We start from the raw sequence: 20352 nt of genomic DNA, 5'->3' as shown, positions 1-20352 counted from the left end.
AGATATTTTAAAATGAATATATTCCACTTGCTATGGAGCTATACTTGGATCTATAAATAATTAATAGATTAGATAGTTAATTTTAAATATAAAAACAACTAAAATTGTATCCAAAATTCACAGCATGTCTTAAAAATATTTAACTATTATTAGGATATATTTATAGGGATACAAGCTCCAATTTAAATTTATACATCAAATTTTTGTTATCAGTTGAGAAAAATAAGTACAACTGTAGTTAGTTAATAGTTTAGATCCCCATATGTACATAGCATATGAATTTAAAAAATATTTTATTTTTATATGTTTAGGCATAATCAAATAAATAATAAGCTAGTATTCTTATTTATTTGCCATGAATACTTTGTTGGTAAAATCCAGACATAGCCTTACTATGGCTAGATTTCATCTCTTTGTCTCGTGACAAATATGCTTGGAATCTTTGACTTTTTATTTCTTTTCATATGCCTTATTAAAAAATTTAAAATCTAAGGGGGAGAGAATTTATGCACAATAAATTCCGAAAAAATTTATCCAAGGTTATAACAGTGGCATTATTAGCATCATTAACAATGGGTTCAATTCCTAGTATGGCAAAGGCAGAAGAAGCAGATAAACTTTTAAATATGCCTTTATCAGTAGAAACAAAAGAAAAGATTTTAAAAGATTTTGAATCTTATTTACCAGAAGTAGATACTATATTAAAAAACAATGAAAACCAAGAAGAAGTTATAAGAGTTATTGTTGAAGTTAAAGGAAAATCTGCACAAGAGATGTTAAAAGGAACTGGAGAAGTTACACAAAGCCAAAGGCTTATGGTTGAAGATTCCCAAAAACCAGTAAAAGATGCTGTTTCTAATTTGGAAGATGTCAATATACGACATAGCTATACTAATGTATTTAACGGATTTAGTGCAGAGATAAAAAGAAAAGATATAAAAACTATAGAAAGTATTCCTGGTGTTAAAAAAGTCGTAGAAGTTCAAAGATATACAGAAGATATGAATAGCGCAAGAAAACTTACTCAAATAGAAAATGTTTGGAAAAAATACAGCATGAAGGGCGAAGGAATGGTAGTTGCCATAGTAGACACTGGAATAGATTACAAACACAAAGACTTTAAGAACCCTGATGATTCTTCAAAATTAAAATTAAATAAAGAAAAAGTAGAAGGAATAAAAGCAAGTGGCGTTTTAAAAGCTGATAAAAATGCAGAAACTTACTTTACTGAAAAAATTCCTTTTGGATATAATTATGCAGATAAAAATAATGAAATTGTAGATTTAAGAGATGCTAAATCACCACATGGTGCTCACGTAGCTGGTATTGTTGGTGCAGATGGTGATGAAAAATTAATGGAAAGCAATCAATCAGTAAAAGGTGTTGCACCAGAAGTTCAATTACTAGCAATGAAGGTATTTTCAAATGGAGCAAACGGTCAATACACTTATTCTGATGACCAATTAGCTGCAATAGATGATGCTGTTTCACTAGGAGCAGATGTTATAAATATGAGTTTAGGTGCTCCAGCTGGATATAGAAAGGATTCAGATCCAGTTCAAGATGCAATAAGAAGAGCAACAGATGCAGGTGTTATGGTTGTAGTTTCAGCTGGTAATAGTGGATATTCAACTGACCCTTATGGACTAGGCACTTTAAATGACCAAATAACTGTTGGTGATCCAGCACTTGCAAAAGATGCATTTATGGTAGCAAGTTATGAAAATTCAAATATTGCTAACAAGGTAATATCTTTTAAAGATGGAAATGGTAAAGTTGTATCACAAGGAAGTTTTAAAGAGCATCAAGTTGATTTTGAGAGTATCTACAATAAAGACTATGAAATAGTAGATGGTGGAGTAGGTAATAAGACAGATTTAGGTTCAGTTAGAGGTAAAGTTGCACTTATAAAAAGAGGCGAATTAGGTTTTACAGATAAAATACTGAATGCTCAATCTAAAGGTGCTATTGGCGTAATTATTTATAATGTAGATGGTGATGAGTCACTTATAAATATGGCTACGGATCCAAATATTAAAATACCAGCTATATTTGTAGGAAATAATGCAGGAGCAAAAGTTTTAGATGCTAGCAAAAATGGTAAAGTATATTTTAACGGAGATATAACATCTTCTACTGGAGAAAATCCAAATGCAGCAGATTGTTCAGACTTTACGTCTTGGGGTCCATCACCAAGTCTAGAATTTAAGCCTCAAGTTGCAGCACCAGGTGGACAAATATTCTCTACTTTAAATGAAGGTAGTCATGGAACTATGAGTGGAACATCAATGTCAGCACCTCATGTTTCTGGATCAATGGCATTGTTATTACAAGCTATAAAAAAATATGCACCAGAATTAAAGGGAAGAGAGCTTACAGATTATGCTAAAAATATAATGATGAATACTTCAGCTGTGAAGATGGATAAGAGTGACACACCTTATTCACCAAGAAGACAAGGCGCAGGACTTATACAAGTTGAAGATGCTGTGAAAAATAAAGTTATGGTGACTAATAATGGTGAAGCAGCTGTAGCATTAAAAGAAATAAAAGGTGATAAAGCTACCTTTACTTTAGATATTAAAAATTATGGTAATGAAAAAGTAGAATACAATATAGAAAGTTTAGGCGGAGTTTTAACACAAAGGGCTGAAGATAAAGCCGGCGAAATGATTAAAGATGTTATACTTTCAGATAAGGAAGCAAATTTGACCTTTGATAAAAATACAATTTCAATTGCTCCAAAAGAAAGTGCAAAAGTTGAAGTTACTTTAAATATTGGCTCTAGCATGGAAAAAGACAAATATTTAGAAGGTTATATAAAATTAAATTCTAAAAATTCAGCGGCTCCATCATTAAATATACCTTATATGGGATTCTATGGTGAGTGGGACAAAGAAAGTATGATAACTAATAATGCTTGGGATCAAGATAAGCATAAATTGGTAAATACTCTAATTGCAGATGGAAAATACCCTTCAGTTTTAGTAGAAAATTTAGCATTAAGTAATGTTAGAAGACTTGGTAAAGATTCTATAAATATTTTAGGTGTTGTTGGAGAAAATCCTGATAAAACTTATAAATATGACGGATCTAAAATAGCAATAAGTCCAAATGGTGATAAAGTTAATGATGTTATTTATCCAGCATTATATTTAATGAGAAATGCTAAATCTGTTAAAGTAGAAATTTTAGATTCAAATGGAAAAGTTGTGAGAACTTTAGGAGAAGTTAATAATTTAAGAAAGAATTTAATATCTACAGAACAAGGTCAAGTTCCAACAGTTATTCCTAATTTAGTTTGGGATGGAAAAGTATTTAATAGTTCTACTGGTAGATTTGTAACTGCATCAAATGGACAATACACCTATAGAGTAAAAATGAAAATAGATTTTATTGGAGCAAAAGATCAAATGGTTGATATTCCAGTAAAAGTAGATACTAAGTCTCCTTGGTTTAGTGCTGAAAAATATGAAGACCTTGGGGATGGAAAGGTAAAAGTTTACTTTAAGGCAGTAGATGAAGAATCAGGAATTTTAGATAGAGCTAAATTCCCAGTTTTAATAAATGGAGAATTAAATAAGGATGCAACAGAGGCTAAAGTAGAATATGACAGCAATACTGGATTATATAGCAAGGTTATAACTGGATTAAACCCAAGTGGTAATAATGAAATAACAATAGGAGTTTTAGACTATGCTAATAATTTAGGCGGTGGAACAGTTTCTATAGATTTATCAAAAGAAGAACCTAAACAAGAGCTTAAAGAAGAAGGTAGACAGGGCTTAATTAATTTTGCTGATAAGAACTTTGCGGAAAATAAAGTTTTATCAGATAATGAAGTTTACAAAATATCAGGAGAAGTTAATGAAAGCATAAATGAAATGACAATAAATAATGAAAAGGTAGAATTAGTAAAAGACGATTCAGAGAAAATAATATTTAAGTATGATGTTAAATTAAAAGAGGGAGAAAACGTAGTTAAAGTTGTATGTAAAGATTCAAATGGCAAAGTAGTTATAGAAAATCAATACAAGGTAAACTACGAAATAAAGAAGTAGAACAAAAAGTTAATTAATAATTATATTTTTGTTAACAAAAAAGGTTTTAGAAGAAATTGCTTTTGCAATTTCTTCTTTAATTTAAAGTAAAATTAAAGAAGAAACAAAAATATGAAGTGATAGTATCATTTTAAAATGTAAAATGTATAATTTTATTCAATTTTTAGTAATATAAAAAATGATTTCTAATAAATTACATCATTAATGAACGAAAGATAAAATTTTCTTTAATTGTATTGTAAAAAAAATACTTTAAAGTATAATGTTTATATAATTTACTGTGAAAGTAAAAGGTATAAAGAGTAAAGAAGATAAATATAATTTATATATAATTTTTGAAAAATGTATATAATTTCAAGGATGATTTTAGATTTAGATTTTAATATTTATTAATTGAAAAAGGTATATCAGTTTTATATGTTTTTAAAAAATGTAGTTAAAAATAGGAGGTAAATTTGTGAAAGATAAAAAAAGTTTAATTATAATTTTAACTATATTGATAGTTGTGATTATAGGAGGCATTTATTATATGAAAAATAATAAGACAAAGGGTGTATCTGGGTTTGTTCAAGAAGAATATAGCATAAAGAATGCAACAAAGAAAAATTTTTTAATTAAGATAAAAGAAGGATATTCAGAAGAAATTATAAATATGAATTTAATGGATAATTTTATACAAGCTATAGAGAGTAAAAAAAATGATGAGATTTATATTATAGAGTATGAAAGAAATGAGAATGGGGAGATTGTTACATCTTTAAAAAAATTAAATTACGACGGAAGTGAAATTAAAGTTTTAGAATATGATGTTTCAAATCAAAAGGAATTCAAAGAAGGTCAAACTATAACATATAAAAAAATAACTAAAACTGGAGATAATTTTGGAGCAAGAATAGTTGGAACAACAAGCGAAGTTCAACCAATAATGGAGGGAGACGTATTATTTCAATATGTTGAAAGTAATAAGGTTGAATATGAATAAAAACTAAATATAAAGGGGTAATGGTCAAGAATATTAAGGAAGCTCTTAAATTTAAGAGATTTCTTTTTAATATATGTAAAGATTCAAGGGGGGATCGTCTTTTATGAATAACAAATTGAAAAAAAATTTATCAAAAGTTATGACAGTTGCACTGTTAGCATCATTGACAGTAGGTTCAATTCCAAGTATGGCAAAGGCAGAAGAAGTTGAAAAACTTCTAAATATGCCATTAACAGTGGAGAGTAAAGAACAAATAATTAACAACTTTAAAAATGAGTTAGTAAAGTCAGATACTATACTTAAAGATAATCAAAATCAGGAAGAAGTTGTTAGAGTAATTGTTGAAGTCAATGGAAAGTCAGCACAAGAAATGATTCCTAAGGGATTAAGACCAACAGAAAAAGAATCTAGTCAGGTAGAAGCAGCTCAAAAACCTGTTAGAGATGAAGTTGCAACTATAGAAGGCGTAGAAGTAAGACATAGTTATACTAATGTATTTAATGGTTTTAGCGCTGAGGTAAAAAGAAAAGATATAAAACAAATAGAAGAAGTAAATGGAGTAAGAAAAGTTACAGAAGCACAAAAATATACTGAAGATATGAATAGTGCAAAGAAGCTTACTCAAATAGAAGATGTATGGAAAAAATATAGTTTAAAAGGTGAAGGTATGGTTGTAGCTATACTGGATACTGGAATAGATTATAAACATAAGGATTTCAAAAATCCAGAAGATAATAGTAAATTGAAGTTAAAGAAAGATGAAGTTGAAAAAGTTAAGGAAAGTGGAATTTTAAAGGCTGATAAGAATGCTAATACTTATTTTACTGAAAAAATTCCTTTTGGATATAACTATGCTGATAGAAATGAACAAATAGTAGATTTAAGGGATTCAAAAGGCCCTCATGGTGCTCACGTTGCTGGGATAGTTGGTGCTGATGGAGATGATAAATTAATTGATACTAATGAATCAGTAAAAGGGGTTGCACCAGAAGTTCAATTGTTAGCTATGAAAATATTTTCTAATGGACCACTTGGAAAATATACTTATTCAGATGACCAATTAGCAGCTATAGATGATTCGGTTACATTAGGTGCAGATGTTATAAATATGAGTTTAGGTTCTCCATCAGGATATAGAGAGGATTCAGATCCAGTTCAAGATGCAATTACAAGAGCTACAAATTCAGGGGTTATGGTTGTAGTTTCAGCAGGAAATAGTTCTGCATCAACAGATCCTTATGGACTTGGCATGTTAAATGATCAAATAACTGTAGGATCTCCTGCATTAGCTAAGGATGCATTAATGGTTGCAAGTTATGAAAATAGTAACGTTGCAGAACAAGTGATTGTATTTAAAGATGGTAAAGGAAAAGTTGTAACTGAAGGAAGCTTTAAAGATCATCAAGTTAATTATAAAGATATGTTTAATAAAAATCATAAAATAGTTGATTGTGGATTTGGAAAGCCAGAAGAACTTAAAGATGCTAAGGGAAACATAGCTCTTGTAAAAAGAGGTGAGTTGTTCTTTATTGATAAAATACTAAATGCTCAAAAGAACGGTGCCGTTGGTATAATTATATACAATAAAGATGGTGATGAATCACTTATAAGCATGGCTACAGATCCAAATATTAAAATACCAGCTATATGTGTAGGAAATACTACTGGTAAAAATTTATTAAATGCTATGAAAAAAGATACAATTTTATTTAATGGAGATTTAAAAAATGCTATAGGTGAAAACAGTAATAGTTCAGATTTCTCAGATTTTACGTCTTGGGGTCCATCACCTAGCTTAGAATTTAAACCTCAAGTGGCAGCACCAGGTGGACAAATTTTCTCAACTTTAAATGAAGGTGAGCATGGGGTTATGAGCGGAACATCTATGGCAGCTCCACATGCAGCAGGTTCAATGGCTTTATTAATGGAAGCTATTAAAGAATATGCACCAGAACTTAAAGGTAGAGAACTTATAGATTATGCTAAAAATATAATGATGAATACTTCAAGTGTTAAAATGGATAAATTTTTAAAGAATGTTCCTTATTCTCCAAGAAGACAAGGTGCAGGACTTGTTCAAGTTGAAGATGCTATAAGAAATAGAGTTACTGTAACAAACAATGGGGAAGCATCTGTTGCACTTAAAGAAATAAGAGGAGATAAAGCTACATTTACTTTAGATTTAACAAACTATGGTAGTGAAGATATAGAATATAAAGTTGAAGAGTTAGGTGGAGTTTTAACTCAAGATGAAAATACTGAATATGGTGAAATGATAAGAGATAAGGCTTTGAATAAAAAAGATGCTAGTCTAGAATTTAGCAGTGATAAAATTAAAGTTCCAGCTAAGGGAAATGCTAAAGTAGATGTAACATTAAAGATAGGCAGTGGATTATCAGAAGATAGATATTTAGAAGGATTTATTAAATTTACACCTAAGAATGAAAAAGTACCAGCATTGGCAATACCATATTTAGGATACTATGGTGATTGGGGTAAGGAAAGTATAACAACTAATAATGCATGGGATAAAGATAAGCATATATTAGTTGAAACATTAAAAGCAACTGGGGAATATCCAGGCGTATTAATTGAAAACTTAGCTGTTACTAAAGTTAATGCAGAAGATTCTATAATGGGTATTGTAGGCAAAAATGAAGATAAAACTAATAAATATGATAGCTCTAAAATAGCTATAAGTCCTAATGAGGATTCTGTAAATGACATAATTTACCCAGCATTATATTTAATGAGAAATGCCAAATCAGTATCAGTAGAAATAGTAGATGCAAATGGAAAATTAGTTAGAAATTTAGGAACTACAGAAAATTATACAAAGAAAATAATTTCAGAAAATGATGGAAAAGCTCCAGCAGTAGCTGATGAGTTAGCTTGGGATGGTAAAGTATTTGATAAATCTAAGGGTAGTTATGTAAATGTTTCAGATGGAAGTTACACTTATAAAGTTAAATTAAAAGTAGATTATGAAAGTGCACAGGAGCAAGTAGTAGAAATGCCAGTTAAAGTTGATACAGTTGGACCAAATGTTGAGGTCGCAAAATATGAAAATTTAGAAGATGGTTCTATAAAACTTTACTTTAAAGCTAATGATGAGTTATCTGGAGTAAATGAAAAAGGTCAATTCCCTGTAGTTATAAATGGGGCATTAAATGTTGAAGCTACTAATGCAGAAACAACTTATGATAGCAAGACAGGACTTTATAGCAAAACTATAACTGGATTGCAAGCTAACACTTTAAATCAAATAGAGATAGGTGCATTTGATTATGCAAATAACTTAGGTGGAGTTTCAACTGTTATACCAGTAGGAAAAATACCACCAGCATCAATAACATTTGATGATAAAGTATTTAGTCAAGGTCAAATCACTGTAAATCAAAATGAATATACTATAAGTGGTAAGATAAATAGACCAATAAAAGACTTAATTATAAATGGAGAAAAAATTAATTTAGCTATAAATAATGATGGAACAGTTAATTTCTCTAAATCATTACAATTAAGTGAAGGAATAAATGTAGTAAATATTAAAGCTGTAGATTATAATGGCAAGGTTTTACAAGATCATGCATATAAAATTAGCTGTGATACTATTAAACCAGTAATAGAAATAGAAAGTCCAGAAGTAGTAGATAATAAGATAACTGCAACTAGTGATGTTGTTACATTAAAAGGAAGGGTTTATGATAATCTATGGGGTTATAAGTTCTATGTAAATGGTGAACTTATTAAAGTATCAGATTATCCAACACCTGTTGGACCAGAAGTAAACGGATATGACTTCTCAGTAGATGTGAAAGATGTTAAAAATGGAGACTTTATATTACTAAAAGCTGTAGATAGTAATGGAAATGAAACAGAATTAAAATTACAAGTAGTTAGATAACAAAAAAGAGCCCTTCGGGGCTTTTTTTAGTGGAAAGAGTTAAAAAAATTGGCAATGGACAATTGGGTTAAAAATTGATAATGGACAAAGGACAATTTACAATGTTGGTTGAAACTGGACTACCAGTTTCTTTAGAATTTAAGGGAGTAAATTCTAAATTTAAGAAATTAAATTAAATTAAGTTACATTCAAAGTTCACAGCCATAACAAGTAAGGACAGGCGTACCTAAGTATATTTTTCATAAGTTATTTTCACAGTGAAATCGAAAGGCTATCAATAAAATCTAAAGCAATTAAAGCCGGTCCTTAAGATAGCAGCTTTGCTGCGTAGATGTTGGGGACCGACTTGGAGCAGTATTGGAGAGAAACTAAAATTAACAAAAGTATCAAGCCTAAAGGATAGTAAAGTAACCAATTACGCGTCTGTCCCTCTTGTGGTGGAAGTGATACTTGTAATATTGATTGGTTAGTTGAGGTAGAGAGTCTTAGAAAATGGACAATGGACATTTGACAATTTAGGTTGAAACTGAAGTATCAGTTTCTTTGAATTAGAGGGAGTAAATTCTAAGTTTATGATATTAAATTAAACAAAGTTAGATTCAGGGGTTGCAGCCGTAACAAATGGGACGGGCACGACTAATGTAGTTCCATAAAATAGATAGTAGCTCTTATAATTTAGTTATATAAATAAAAAAGTTAGCCAGTCCCTTAGTTAGTTAAGAGTTAAAAATTAACAGTTAAGAGTTTAGGTTAAAACTGGACTGCCAGTTTCTTTGGAATTGTTCGGGACTGGCTTTGAGCTATTGTGTTAGTAATATAAATTTAGGAGAGCATCAGATGTTAGTGAAGAAAATAAACTTACCGTGCCTGTCCCATTTGTAATGGAGTCAACACTAGGGGCAATTGCTTGTTTAAAAATTTCACTAAAACCCAAATAGGGGTACTGGTTCTTCACTTATTTTATTATGGGAATACAGCAATTGTGGAATCTATAGTTTAAACGAAGAAAATAGATACAAACGAACCTGTCCCTCTTGTGATGGCATAAAAATCTTGGATAATTACTTATTTAGAAGTTTTATTTTTGTAGATTTAAAGGTACGTTTAGTATTAGTATGAACGAAGTGAGTAGTAATACATACAAATCGAAGTTAATGTTTTTAATTTTATATCAAAATATTAACTAAACAAATAAAGTAATGTAAAAAATAATGGTATTATAGTAAAATATAATTATGCGTAAAAAAACAGTTACCTACAATTGATAAAGTAGGAATTTAAATATATACAAATTAGCATTACTATAGTAAAGGAGAAAAAACAATGATAGTTTTAAGTTGTAATAAAATTCATAAGAGTTTTGGAATAGATGTTATTTTAAAAGATATTACTTTTAGTATTAATGAAGGAGAAAAGATAGGTCTTATAGGGGCCAACGGAGCAGGTAAGTCTACATTATTTAAAATACTAACTTCACAGATGGAATATGATAGTGGAGAACTTTTTATAGATAAAAGTAAAAAAGTAGGGTATTTATCTCAGAATCTATCGCTAGAGTCAGATAATACCATATATGGTGAATTACTATTAGTCTTTGAAGAACTTTTAAATATGGAAAGAAAGATGAAGACATTAGAAGAAAAAATGAATGAACCATATGACGAGGCTAAAGCTGATTATCATAATAAGTTAATAAAGGATTATACAACTTTAACAGAGTTATATCAGCATAGAGGTGGATATACTTATAAAGGTGAAATAAGCAGAGTTTTAAAAGGACTAGGATTTTTTGAAGGAGATTTTGAAAAGTCAATAAACATATTAAGCGGTGGTCAAAAGACTAGAGTAGCTCTTTGTAAGCTTTTACTTAGAAAGCCAGAAATATTACTTTTAGATGAGCCAACAAACCATTTAGATTTAGATGCTATAGAATGGTTAGAAGAATATTTAAAAAGCTACAAGGGTAGCATTGTTATAATTTCCCACGATAGATTTTTCTTAGATGCAGTTACTAATAAAACTATAGAAATATCACATGGTATGGCTGAAATATATAATGGAAATTATACAGCATTTATAGATTTGAAAAAGAAAAATTATGAAGTGGCACTAAAAGCATTTAGTTTGCAACAGGCAGAGATTAAAAGACAAGAAGAAATAATTCAAAAATATAAGTCTTTTAACCGTGAAAAAAGTATTAAAGCAGCAGAGAGTCGACAAAAAGCATTAGATAAAATTGAAAGAATAGAAGCACCACATAAAGATCAAAAGGCATCTAGAATTAATTTTGAAACTAAAATAAAAAGTGGAAATGATGTTTTATATGTTGAAGAATTAAGCAAAAGTTATGGGGAAAAAGTATTATTTACAGACGTTAATATGGATATAAAAAGAGAAAATAAAATTGCACTTATAGGTGAAAATGGTAGAGGGAAAACTACATTATTTAAAATAATAATGGACGAAATACAACCCAATAGTGGAACTAAGGTATTAGGTAAAAATGTAAACATAGGTTATTACGATCAGGAACAATCTAATTTAGAGTTAAATAAAACAATAATAGATGAGGTTTGGGATGATTTCCCTGAATTAACCACAACCGAAATAAGAACATATCTTGCAGCATTTTTATTTAGAGGTGACGATGTATTTAAAAAGATTGAAAAGTTAAGTGGAGGAGAAAAATGTAGAATAAACCTTCTAAAACTTATGCTATCGCAAAATAACTTTTTACTTCTAGATGAGCCTACAAATCATTTAGATATAGTTTCAAGAGAAGCTTTAGAAGATGCTATATTATCTTATGATGGAACAGTACTTGTGATATCTCACGATAGATATTTTTTAAATAAAGTAGTAGATAAAATCTTTGAACTTAATGAAGATGGAATAAAAGAGTATTTAGGAAATTATTCCTATTATATAGAGAAAAAAAATAATCCATTAAGATTTGAACAAGAAGAACAAGGTAGTGGAATTACGAAAACTCAAATGAAATTAGATAAAAAGAAAAAAAGAGAAGAAGAGAAAAAACAAAGAGAAGTTCAAAAGTATTTAAAAAATCTTGAGGAAAAAATAGCAACAACAGAAAGTGAAATAGAAAAGCTTCAAGAATTACTTTGCAAAGAAGAAGTATATTCTAATCCAGAAAAAAGTGTAGAGGTAAATGAATTATTAGGGCAAAAGGAAGAATTATTATCTAACTTATATGAAGAATGGGAAGAGAATTTATAATAATTAAGAATTTATGAAGAAACTGGATTAGTCCAGTTTCTTTTAAATTTAAATTAATCTAAATCAGTTATGTAAAAATGCAGTTAAAGTGATAAAGTATATAGTAAATAGGTAATATAATAACTATTTGCTATACTTATAGTAATACTAAAAGTTTTTTTATATGTTAAAACCAATAATTTTTATGTTTCTTTTAATTTGTACAAAAATTTGCATCTTAATTATTTAATTAAGATATAATGACTAATTTAAATTAATGTATAAATAAATGGAAAATAGGTATAGTTAAGGTATATTTCTATTTAGAAACATATATTTATAGTATGTGTTTCGTCTATTTTAAAATTAAAATTTGATGCATTGGGATTAGTTTAATAAATAACAAAAAAATTAAGATTTATATATAAATGTTTAAATTTATTGAAAAAACAAGGTGAATATTGAGAAAATAAAGAAAAGAATGAAACAATTTTGAAAATATATATAAACAAATTTCAAGTAATATGGTAAAATATAAACGATATTTTATTAATTATGGTCTTACTATATAAATTTTTAGATTTAAATTATACATATTATTAAATATGGATACAATAATTTTGAAATGAAACTTACAATTATAAAATAAAAAATATTATTTTACATAATATATGAATAAAGTAATACTATAATTCTGTAAAATTGTAAAATAAACTTTAATCGAGCAATAATTAAATTGAAATATTTGTGAAACAACTCTAATTTAAACTTATTGATATAGGGAAACAAGCTCGAATTTAAATTTATTCAATAACTTTAAAATATTTTCATACAAAATGTAGTGTTGAATTCTAAGTGATTCAGAGCATGTCTCACTATTTTAGATATCCAAATTTTGGAATGGGTAATTTTAAAAGTCAACTTGGAATCCTATAAAATATAGAAAAATTTTAGTTTATATATATTTTAAAATTTTAGACATTATTGAGTATGTACTCACTTTGAAAGGTGTCCAAAATTTTTAATGAATAATTTAAAAGGTTATATTGGAATCCTATAACCATGCTTCTAAACTTTAAAATGTATAAGTTAAGATATTATTTTGAGACCTATATTAGATTTAATTATTATAGATACAATTTAAAAGTAAAAAGGAAAGAATCTTTGTGATTAGGTACAAAGATTTGAAATAATCATAGACGATTATTTTATTAAATTTACCTTTTAAAAATATATTTTTGGAGGTGTTTTTTTTGGATAGAAAGAAAAATATATCAATGGCAGTTATAAAGAGAATTCCTAAATATTATAGATATTTAAAAGAACTTGCAGAAAATGATGTGGATAGAATATCATCTAATGAATTAAGTGAAAAAATAGGGTTTACAGCATCGCAAATAAGACAAGATTTAAATTGTTTTGGTGATTTTGGTCAACAAGGATATGGCTATAATGTAAAGGAACTATTAGCACAAATATCTTCAATTTTAGGATTAGATAAAGAATATAACACAATAATTATAGGTGCAGGTAATATAGGGCAAGCTATAGCAAATTATACTTATTTTCAAAGAATGTCCTTTGATTTAAAGGCAATATTTGATATAAATCCTAAATTAATTGGTTTAAGAATAAGAGATGTATCTATAGAAGATATAGATAATTTAGAAAGCTTTATTAAAAATAATGAAGTGGATATTGCAATAATTTGTGTTCCAAAAGAAAGAGCGCAAGGAGTTTGCGATATTATAACATCATCAGGAATTAAAGCTATATGGAATTTTGCACCAGTAGATTTAAAAGTGCCAAATGATGTAATAGTAGAAAATGTTCATTTAAGCGAAAGTTTAATGACTTTAAGTTATTTACTAAATGAAAGTAAAATAACTGAATAATTTTTGTGAAAAGGTCATCAAAACTAAAAACTGAAATTAAGATGATCTTTTTCACTTTTTGTAGAAAAAAAGAGATTTAAGGTTAAAAAATAAAAGTAAATATTTTGTTAATAAATACACAAAATGTTTAAAAAATGAAAGAATTTTAATACATAATAAAAAAAATAAATCATACATTATTTAATGAGATGTAATGAAAATCAGGTTTTATAAAACTTTTCTGTACTAATCTTAATTAAAGAATATGCTGATAAAGTGTGTAGAGCCTTTACATTGTTAAAGAAAAACACAAATTGTTTTAATTTTTAAAACAAATAAAATTACTAAAATTAATAATTAATTAAAATAATTCAGAAAAAATCATCAACTTATGTTGCAAATATATACCAGTGAGGATATAATAGTAATTGAAGTTGATGGACTTCAATTATTATTTTTAGTAAAAATTGTGAATTATATAACAATTTGTGGGAAAATATTCATGGGGGACAGCATTATGGAATTTAAAAATATTATCCTTGAAAAGGATGGAAACATAGGTATTGTAAAATTTAATAGACCTAAGGCATTAAATGCTTTAAATTCAGAAACTTTAAAAGAGTTGGACAATGTTATTGATTTAATTGAAAAAGACAATGAGATTTATGCTGTTATTTTAACTGGGGAAGGTAAAGCTTTTATTGCAGGAGCCGATATTTCAGAAATGGAAGGGTTAAATGCATTAGAAGGAAGAGCCTTTGGAATACTTGGAAACAGAGTTTTCAGAAGATTAGAAACTTTGGACAAACCTGTTATTGCTGCTATTAACGGTTTTGCTCTAGGTGGAGGTTGCGAACTTTCTATGGCTTGCGATATTAGAATCGCATCAGTAAAAGCTAAGTTTGGACAACCAGAAGTTGGCCTTGGAATAACACCAGGTTTTGGTGGAACTCAACGATTAGCTAGACTTGTGGGAGAGTGCAAAGCTAAAGAGTTGATATTCACAGCTAACATAATAAAAGCAGAAGAAGCATTTAATATAGGCCTTATCAATAAGGTTGTAGAACCAGAAGTTTTAATGGAAGAAGCTATGAATATGGCAAAACAAATATGTAGCAATGCACCAGTAGCAGTTAAACTTTGTAAAGAAGCAATAAACAAAGGTATGCAAATGGACATTGATAGTGCATTAAATTATGAATCAGAAGCTTTTGGTATGTGTTTTAGTACTTATGACCAAAAAGAAGGTATGAAAGCGTTTTTAGAGAAAAGGGATAAAAACTTTAAAAATATGTAATCCTTTAACTTATTTTAATACGTAATTGTAATGGAAAATCAAGTTTGAAGTTTAAAAAAATAAAAAAATTAGCCTTTTAAAAATTAAATAGGAGGAATGGGGAATATGAATTTTTCATTAACTAAGGAACAAGAATTTGTAAGACAAATGGTAAGGGAGTTTGCAGAAACAGATGTAAAACCTATTGCCGCTGAAATAGATATAACAGAAGAATTTCCAATGGAAAATGTAAAGAAAATGGCAAGATACAATATGATGGGTATTCCATTTTCAACTGAATTTGGAGGAGCAGGTGGAAACAACGTTTCTTATGCTATGGCTGTTGAGGAATTATCAAGAGTTTGTGGTACAACAGGCGTTATCTTATCAGCACATACTTCATTATGTGCATCTCCAATAGATATGTTCGGAACTCAAGAACAAAAAGTAAAATATTTAACACCACTTGCAAAAGGTGAAAAAATAGGAGCATTTGGTTTAACTGAACCTAACGCAGGAACAGATGCATCAGGACAACAAACAACTGCTGTTCTAGATGGAGATAACTATATATTAAATGGTTCTAAAATATTCATAACTAACGGTGGAGTTGCAGATACATTTATAGTATTCGCTATGACAGATAAATCTAAAGGAACAAGAGGAATTTCAGCATTTATAGTTGAAAAAGAATTCAAAGGATTTTCAATAGGAAAAGTTGAAGAAAAATTAGGTATAAGAGCTTCTTCAACAACAGAATTAGTATTTGAAGATTGTATAGTTCCAAAAGAAAACTTACTTGGAAAAGAAGGACAAGGTTTCAAAATCGCAATGAAAACATTGGATGGAGGAAGAATTGGTATAGCTGCTCAAGCTTTAGGAATTGCACAAGGTGCTTTAGACGAAGCTGTAGCTTACATGAAAGAAAGAAAACAATTCGGAAGATCATTATCTAAATTCCAAGGTCTTCAATGGATGATAGCAGATATGGATGTTCAAATAGAAGCTGCTAGACAATTAGTTTATAAAGCTGCTTATAACAAAGATAGTAAGCTACCATACACAGTAGAAGCTGCAAGAGCTAAATTATTTGCTGCTAATACAGCTATGGATGTTACAACTAAAGCTGTTCAAATCTTTGGTGGATACGGATATACTAAAGACTATCCTGTAGAAAGAATGATGAGAGATGCTAAAATAACTGAAATTTATGAAGGTACTTCTCAAGTTCAAAAAATGGTTATTGCAGGAAGTCTTGTAAAATAGGGGGTAATTAACGATGAAAATAGTTGTTTGTATAAAACAAGTTCCAGATACAACTGAAGTTAGAATAGATCCAAAAACAGGAACTCTAATAAGAGATGGTGTTCCTTCAATAATAAATCCAGATGATAAAAGTGCATTAGAAGAAGCATTAAGATTAAAAGATTCACACGGTGCTCATGTAACTGTTGTTACAATGGGACCTCCACAAGCTCAAAAAGCTTTAGAAGAAGCTTTAGCAATGGGAGCTGATGAAGCAATATTAGTAACAGACAGAGCTTTCGCTGGTGCTGATACTTTAGCTACATCACATGCATTAGCTGGAGTAATCAAAAAATTAGAATATGATGTAATATTTGCTGGAAGACAAGCAATTGATGGAGATACTGCACAAGTTGGACCTGAAATTGCAGAACATTTAGATTTACCACAAATAACATACGTTGAAGAAGTTGACGTTTTAGAAGAGGGATTAAAAGTTAGAAGAGCTTGGGAAGATGGATATGAATACATCAAAGTTAAAACACCAGTTCTATTAACAGCAATAGAAACTTTAAATGAACCAAGATATATGAATATAAGAAATATATTCGAATTAGGAAATAAAGAAATAAAAGTATGGACTGCTAAAGATATAGATGTAGATGTAGCCCTTCTAGGATTAAAAGGTTCACCTACAAAGGTTAAAAAATCTTGGGCTAAAGAAGCTAAAGGAGAAGGTGAAATATTTACAGTTTCACCAAAAGAAGCAGCTTCAATTGCAATAGGTAAACTAAAAGAGAAACACTTAATTTAGTAGGAAAAATAGGAGGGGTAAAACCATGAATATAGCAGATTACAAAGGTGTTTGGGTATTTGCAGAACAAAGAGACGGAGAATTACAAAAAGTTTCATTAGAACTTTTAGGAAAAGGTAGAGAAATAGCTGACAAATTAGGAGTTGAACTTACAGCTTTATTAATAGGACATAATGTTGAAGGTATGGCTAAAGAATTAACTGCTTATGGAGCAGATAAAGTTTTATTAGCTGATAAAGAAGAACTTGCACATTATACTACTGATGGATATGCAAAAGTTATAACTGATTTAGCTAATAGTCATAAACCAGAAGTAATATTCATAGGAGCAACATTTATAGGTAGAGACTTAGGTCCAAGAGTTGCTGCTAGATTATCAACAGGATTAACTGCTGACTGTACAGCACTTGATATAGATCCTGAAAACAAAAACTTATTAATGACTAGACCTGCATTTGGTGGTAACTTAATGGCTACTATCATGTGTGGAGACAATAGACCACAAATGTCTACTGTTAGACCTGGAGTTTTCGAAAAACTTGAAAAAGATACAAACAAAGAAGTTAAAATAGAAAAAGCTGTTTTCAAATTAGAAAAATCTGATATCAGAACTCAAGTTTTAGAAGTTAAGAAAATATTAAAAGAAGTAGCTGACATAATCGAAGCTGATATATTAGTATCTGGTGGTAGAGGAGTAGGCTGCAAAGAAAACTTTGATATATTAAAAGAACTTGCTGATGAAATCGGCGGAACTTTATCAGGATCAAGAGCAGCTGTTGATAATGGCTGGATAGATAAAGCACTACAAGTTGGACAAACTGGTAAAACAGTAAGACCTCAAATATATATAGCTTGTGGTATATCTGGAGCTATCCAACATTTAGCTGGAATGCAAGATAGTAACTATATAATAGCAATCAATAAAGATGCTGATGCGCCAATAATGCAAGTTGCTGACGTTGGATTAGTTGGAGACTATCAAAAAATCGTTCCAGAATTAGTTCAACAATTAAAAGCTATGAAATAATAAGTGGTTAATATAACACTTTTATAATAACCAAATAAGATGTGAATTTAGGAATTATTCCTAAATTCCATCTTTAAAAATTAAGCATATGAAAAATAATTAAATGGATTTAAATAAAGACTCACTTTAAAATCTAAAAAACACATAAAATTTTTATAAATTAGTTAAAAAATAAAGAATAAACATTAGGTTAAATATACAATTCTTATAAAGAGTTGTAATAATATGCTCAAAAGATTATATAAATAGTAATGAACATGGTAGTTAATAATAGATAATTAATAAGTTAATAATATAAAAATTATTTAAAAAATATCAAAAATTTTATTTTTGATTATCGATTATTAATTATCATTAAGTTTTATCTATGATAGTTAAAAATAATACAAACTTAAAAAAATAAGGTTTAAGTTAGTTGTTTTGTATATCGGGCACTTATAAGCTATTGGATTTTTAAGTGGGTCATATATTTAAACAGCTTCAACTAAAAATTGGGGGGTTTTGTTATGAAAAAAATATGTATAATCGGTGCCGGAACTATGGGAGCTGGAATAGCTCAAGTACTTGCTACAAAAGGTTATGAAGTTACAATGCTTGTAAGAAATATGGATAAATTCCAAAATGTAAATTTAGCAGGTATAAATAAAACTTTAACTAAATTAGTGACTAAAGGTAAAATTACAGAAGACGTAAAAGGTGAAATTTTAGGAAGAATCAACGGAACATTAGATATGAATGATGTTAAAGATGTTGATTTAATTATTGAAGCAATAGCTGAAAATATGGAAACAAAAAGACATTATTTCAGTAAGTTAGATGAAATCTGTAAGCCAGAAACAATATTTGCTACAAATACTTCTTCACTTTCAATAACAGAAGTAGCTAGCTGTACAAACAGACCTGATAGAGTTATAGGAATGCACTTCTTTAACCCAGCAGCTATAATGAAATTAGTTGAAATCATAAGAGGTATGGCAACTTCAGATGAAACATTTAGCGCAGTTAAAGAATTAACACAAAATATAGGAAAAGACCCTGTAGAAGTAAAAGAAGGTCCAGGATTTGTAGTAAATAGAATATTAATCCCAATGATAAATGAAGCAGTTGGAATATTAGACCAAGGTATAGCAACTGTAGAAGATATAGACAAAGCAATGATGCTTGGAGCAAACCATCCAATGGGACCTTTAGCATTAGGTGACTTAATAGGACTTGATATATGTCTTGCAATAATGGAAGTTATGTATAAAGAAACTGGAGACTCTAAATACAGAGCAAACAGTTTATTAAGAAAATATGTTAGAGCTGGATACCTTGGAAGAAAAACTAAAAAAGGTTTCTATGATTATCACAAATAAAATTGATATAAATATAAAGAGCTTGAGAACATCTCAAGTTCTTTTTTTATGTAAAAAATATTCATTGCAAATATGGTTAAGGACAATTAATTAGGAATTGACATTTGACAAAGGACAATTGACAATGATGGAAGAAACTGGAGTTTAGTTAGTTAAGAGTTAACAGTTAACAGTTAAGGAGGAAACTGGATTTTAGTCTAGTTTATTTCAATTTAATAGAGTAAAATTTGAGTTTGAGAGATAAAACTAAGAAAAGCTAAAATTCAGTTTTGCAGCCGTAACAAATGGGACAGGCGCGAATGGTGTATACCCATAAAATAGATAGTAGCTATTTAAATTTAGTTACAATAAGTAAGAGAAGTTAGCCAGTCCCTTATAAATAGTTAAGAGTTAAGAATTAATAGTTAAGAGTTAAGGTTGAAACTGGATTCCAGTTTCTTTTCAATTTAAGGGCATAAATGTTGAATTGAAGATATAAATCTAACTAAAGCTAAATTCAAAATGTGCAGCCATAACAAGAAGGACAGGCGTACCGAAGTATAATTTCCTTAAGTTATTTTCACAGTGAAACCGAAAGCTTATCAATAAAATT

10 protein-coding genes are annotated in these 20352 nt (G+C 28.9%); all 10 read left to right on the top strand.

Annotated elements, in window-relative coordinates:
- The first annotated feature begins 506 nt into the window (after nt 1-506).
- The 10 genes from ACYUE0_RS13085 to ACYUE0_RS13040 all read left to right on the top strand — a co-directional run bounded on the left by ACYUE0_RS13085 (nt 507) and on the right by ACYUE0_RS13040 (nt 19760).
- Nucleotides 507-4061, top strand: a complete 3555-nt coding sequence (locus ACYUE0_RS13085) for a S8 family serine peptidase (protein WP_460270927.1) — start codon at nt 507-509, stop codon at nt 4059-4061.
- Between the two features lie 457 nt (nt 4062-4518).
- On the top strand, nt 4519-5043 hold the full coding sequence (locus tag ACYUE0_RS13080; protein WP_460270926.1) for a hypothetical protein: 525 nt from the start codon (nt 4519-4521) through the stop codon (nt 5041-5043).
- A gap of 103 nt (nt 5044-5146) precedes the next feature.
- Nucleotides 5147-8950, top strand: a complete 3804-nt coding sequence (locus tag ACYUE0_RS13075; RefSeq protein ID WP_460270925.1) for a S8 family serine peptidase — start codon at nt 5147-5149, stop codon at nt 8948-8950.
- A gap of 1323 nt (nt 8951-10273) precedes the next feature.
- Nucleotides 10274-12187 carry a ribosomal protection-like ABC-F family protein gene (abc-f, locus tag ACYUE0_RS13070; RefSeq protein WP_061996730.1) on the top strand — a complete coding sequence of 638 codons (1914 nt, stop codon included), beginning with the start codon at nt 10274-10276 and terminating at the stop codon, nt 12185-12187.
- Nucleotides 12188-13419: 1232 nt separating this feature from the next.
- Entirely contained in the window at nt 13420-14061 is a 642-nt protein-coding gene (locus ACYUE0_RS13065; protein WP_061996731.1) for a redox-sensing transcriptional repressor Rex, read from the top strand.
- A 496-nt stretch (nt 14062-14557) separates the two neighbouring features.
- Nucleotides 14558-15337 (top strand): short-chain-enoyl-CoA hydratase, encoded by a 780-nt coding sequence (locus ACYUE0_RS13060; RefSeq protein ID WP_061996733.1) that lies wholly within the window; start codon nt 14558-14560, stop codon nt 15335-15337.
- 105 nt (nt 15338-15442) lie between these two features.
- Complete coding sequence (locus tag ACYUE0_RS13055) at nt 15443-16582, top strand: acyl-CoA dehydrogenase (RefSeq protein ID WP_460270923.1); 1140 nt, start codon at nt 15443-15445, stop codon at nt 16580-16582.
- Between the two features lie 13 nt (nt 16583-16595).
- On the top strand, nt 16596-17375 hold the full coding sequence (locus tag ACYUE0_RS13050) for an electron transfer flavoprotein subunit beta/FixA family protein (protein WP_061996737.1): 780 nt from the start codon (nt 16596-16598) through the stop codon (nt 17373-17375).
- A gap of 25 nt (nt 17376-17400) precedes the next feature.
- On the top strand, nt 17401-18402 hold the full coding sequence (locus tag ACYUE0_RS13045; protein WP_460270921.1) for an electron transfer flavoprotein subunit alpha/FixB family protein: 1002 nt from the start codon (nt 17401-17403) through the stop codon (nt 18400-18402).
- Nucleotides 18403-18908: 506 nt separating this feature from the next.
- Nucleotides 18909-19760 carry a 3-hydroxybutyryl-CoA dehydrogenase gene (locus ACYUE0_RS13040; protein WP_061996741.1) on the top strand — a complete coding sequence of 284 codons (852 nt, stop codon included), beginning with the start codon at nt 18909-18911 and terminating at the stop codon, nt 19758-19760.
- The last annotated feature ends 592 nt before the right edge of the window (nt 19761-20352 follow it).

It is taken from the genome of Clostridium sp. CTA-19 (assembly GCF_054767855.1).
Note: the sequence above shows the minus strand (reverse complement) of the source record. Positions and strands in the feature narration are given on the sequence as shown.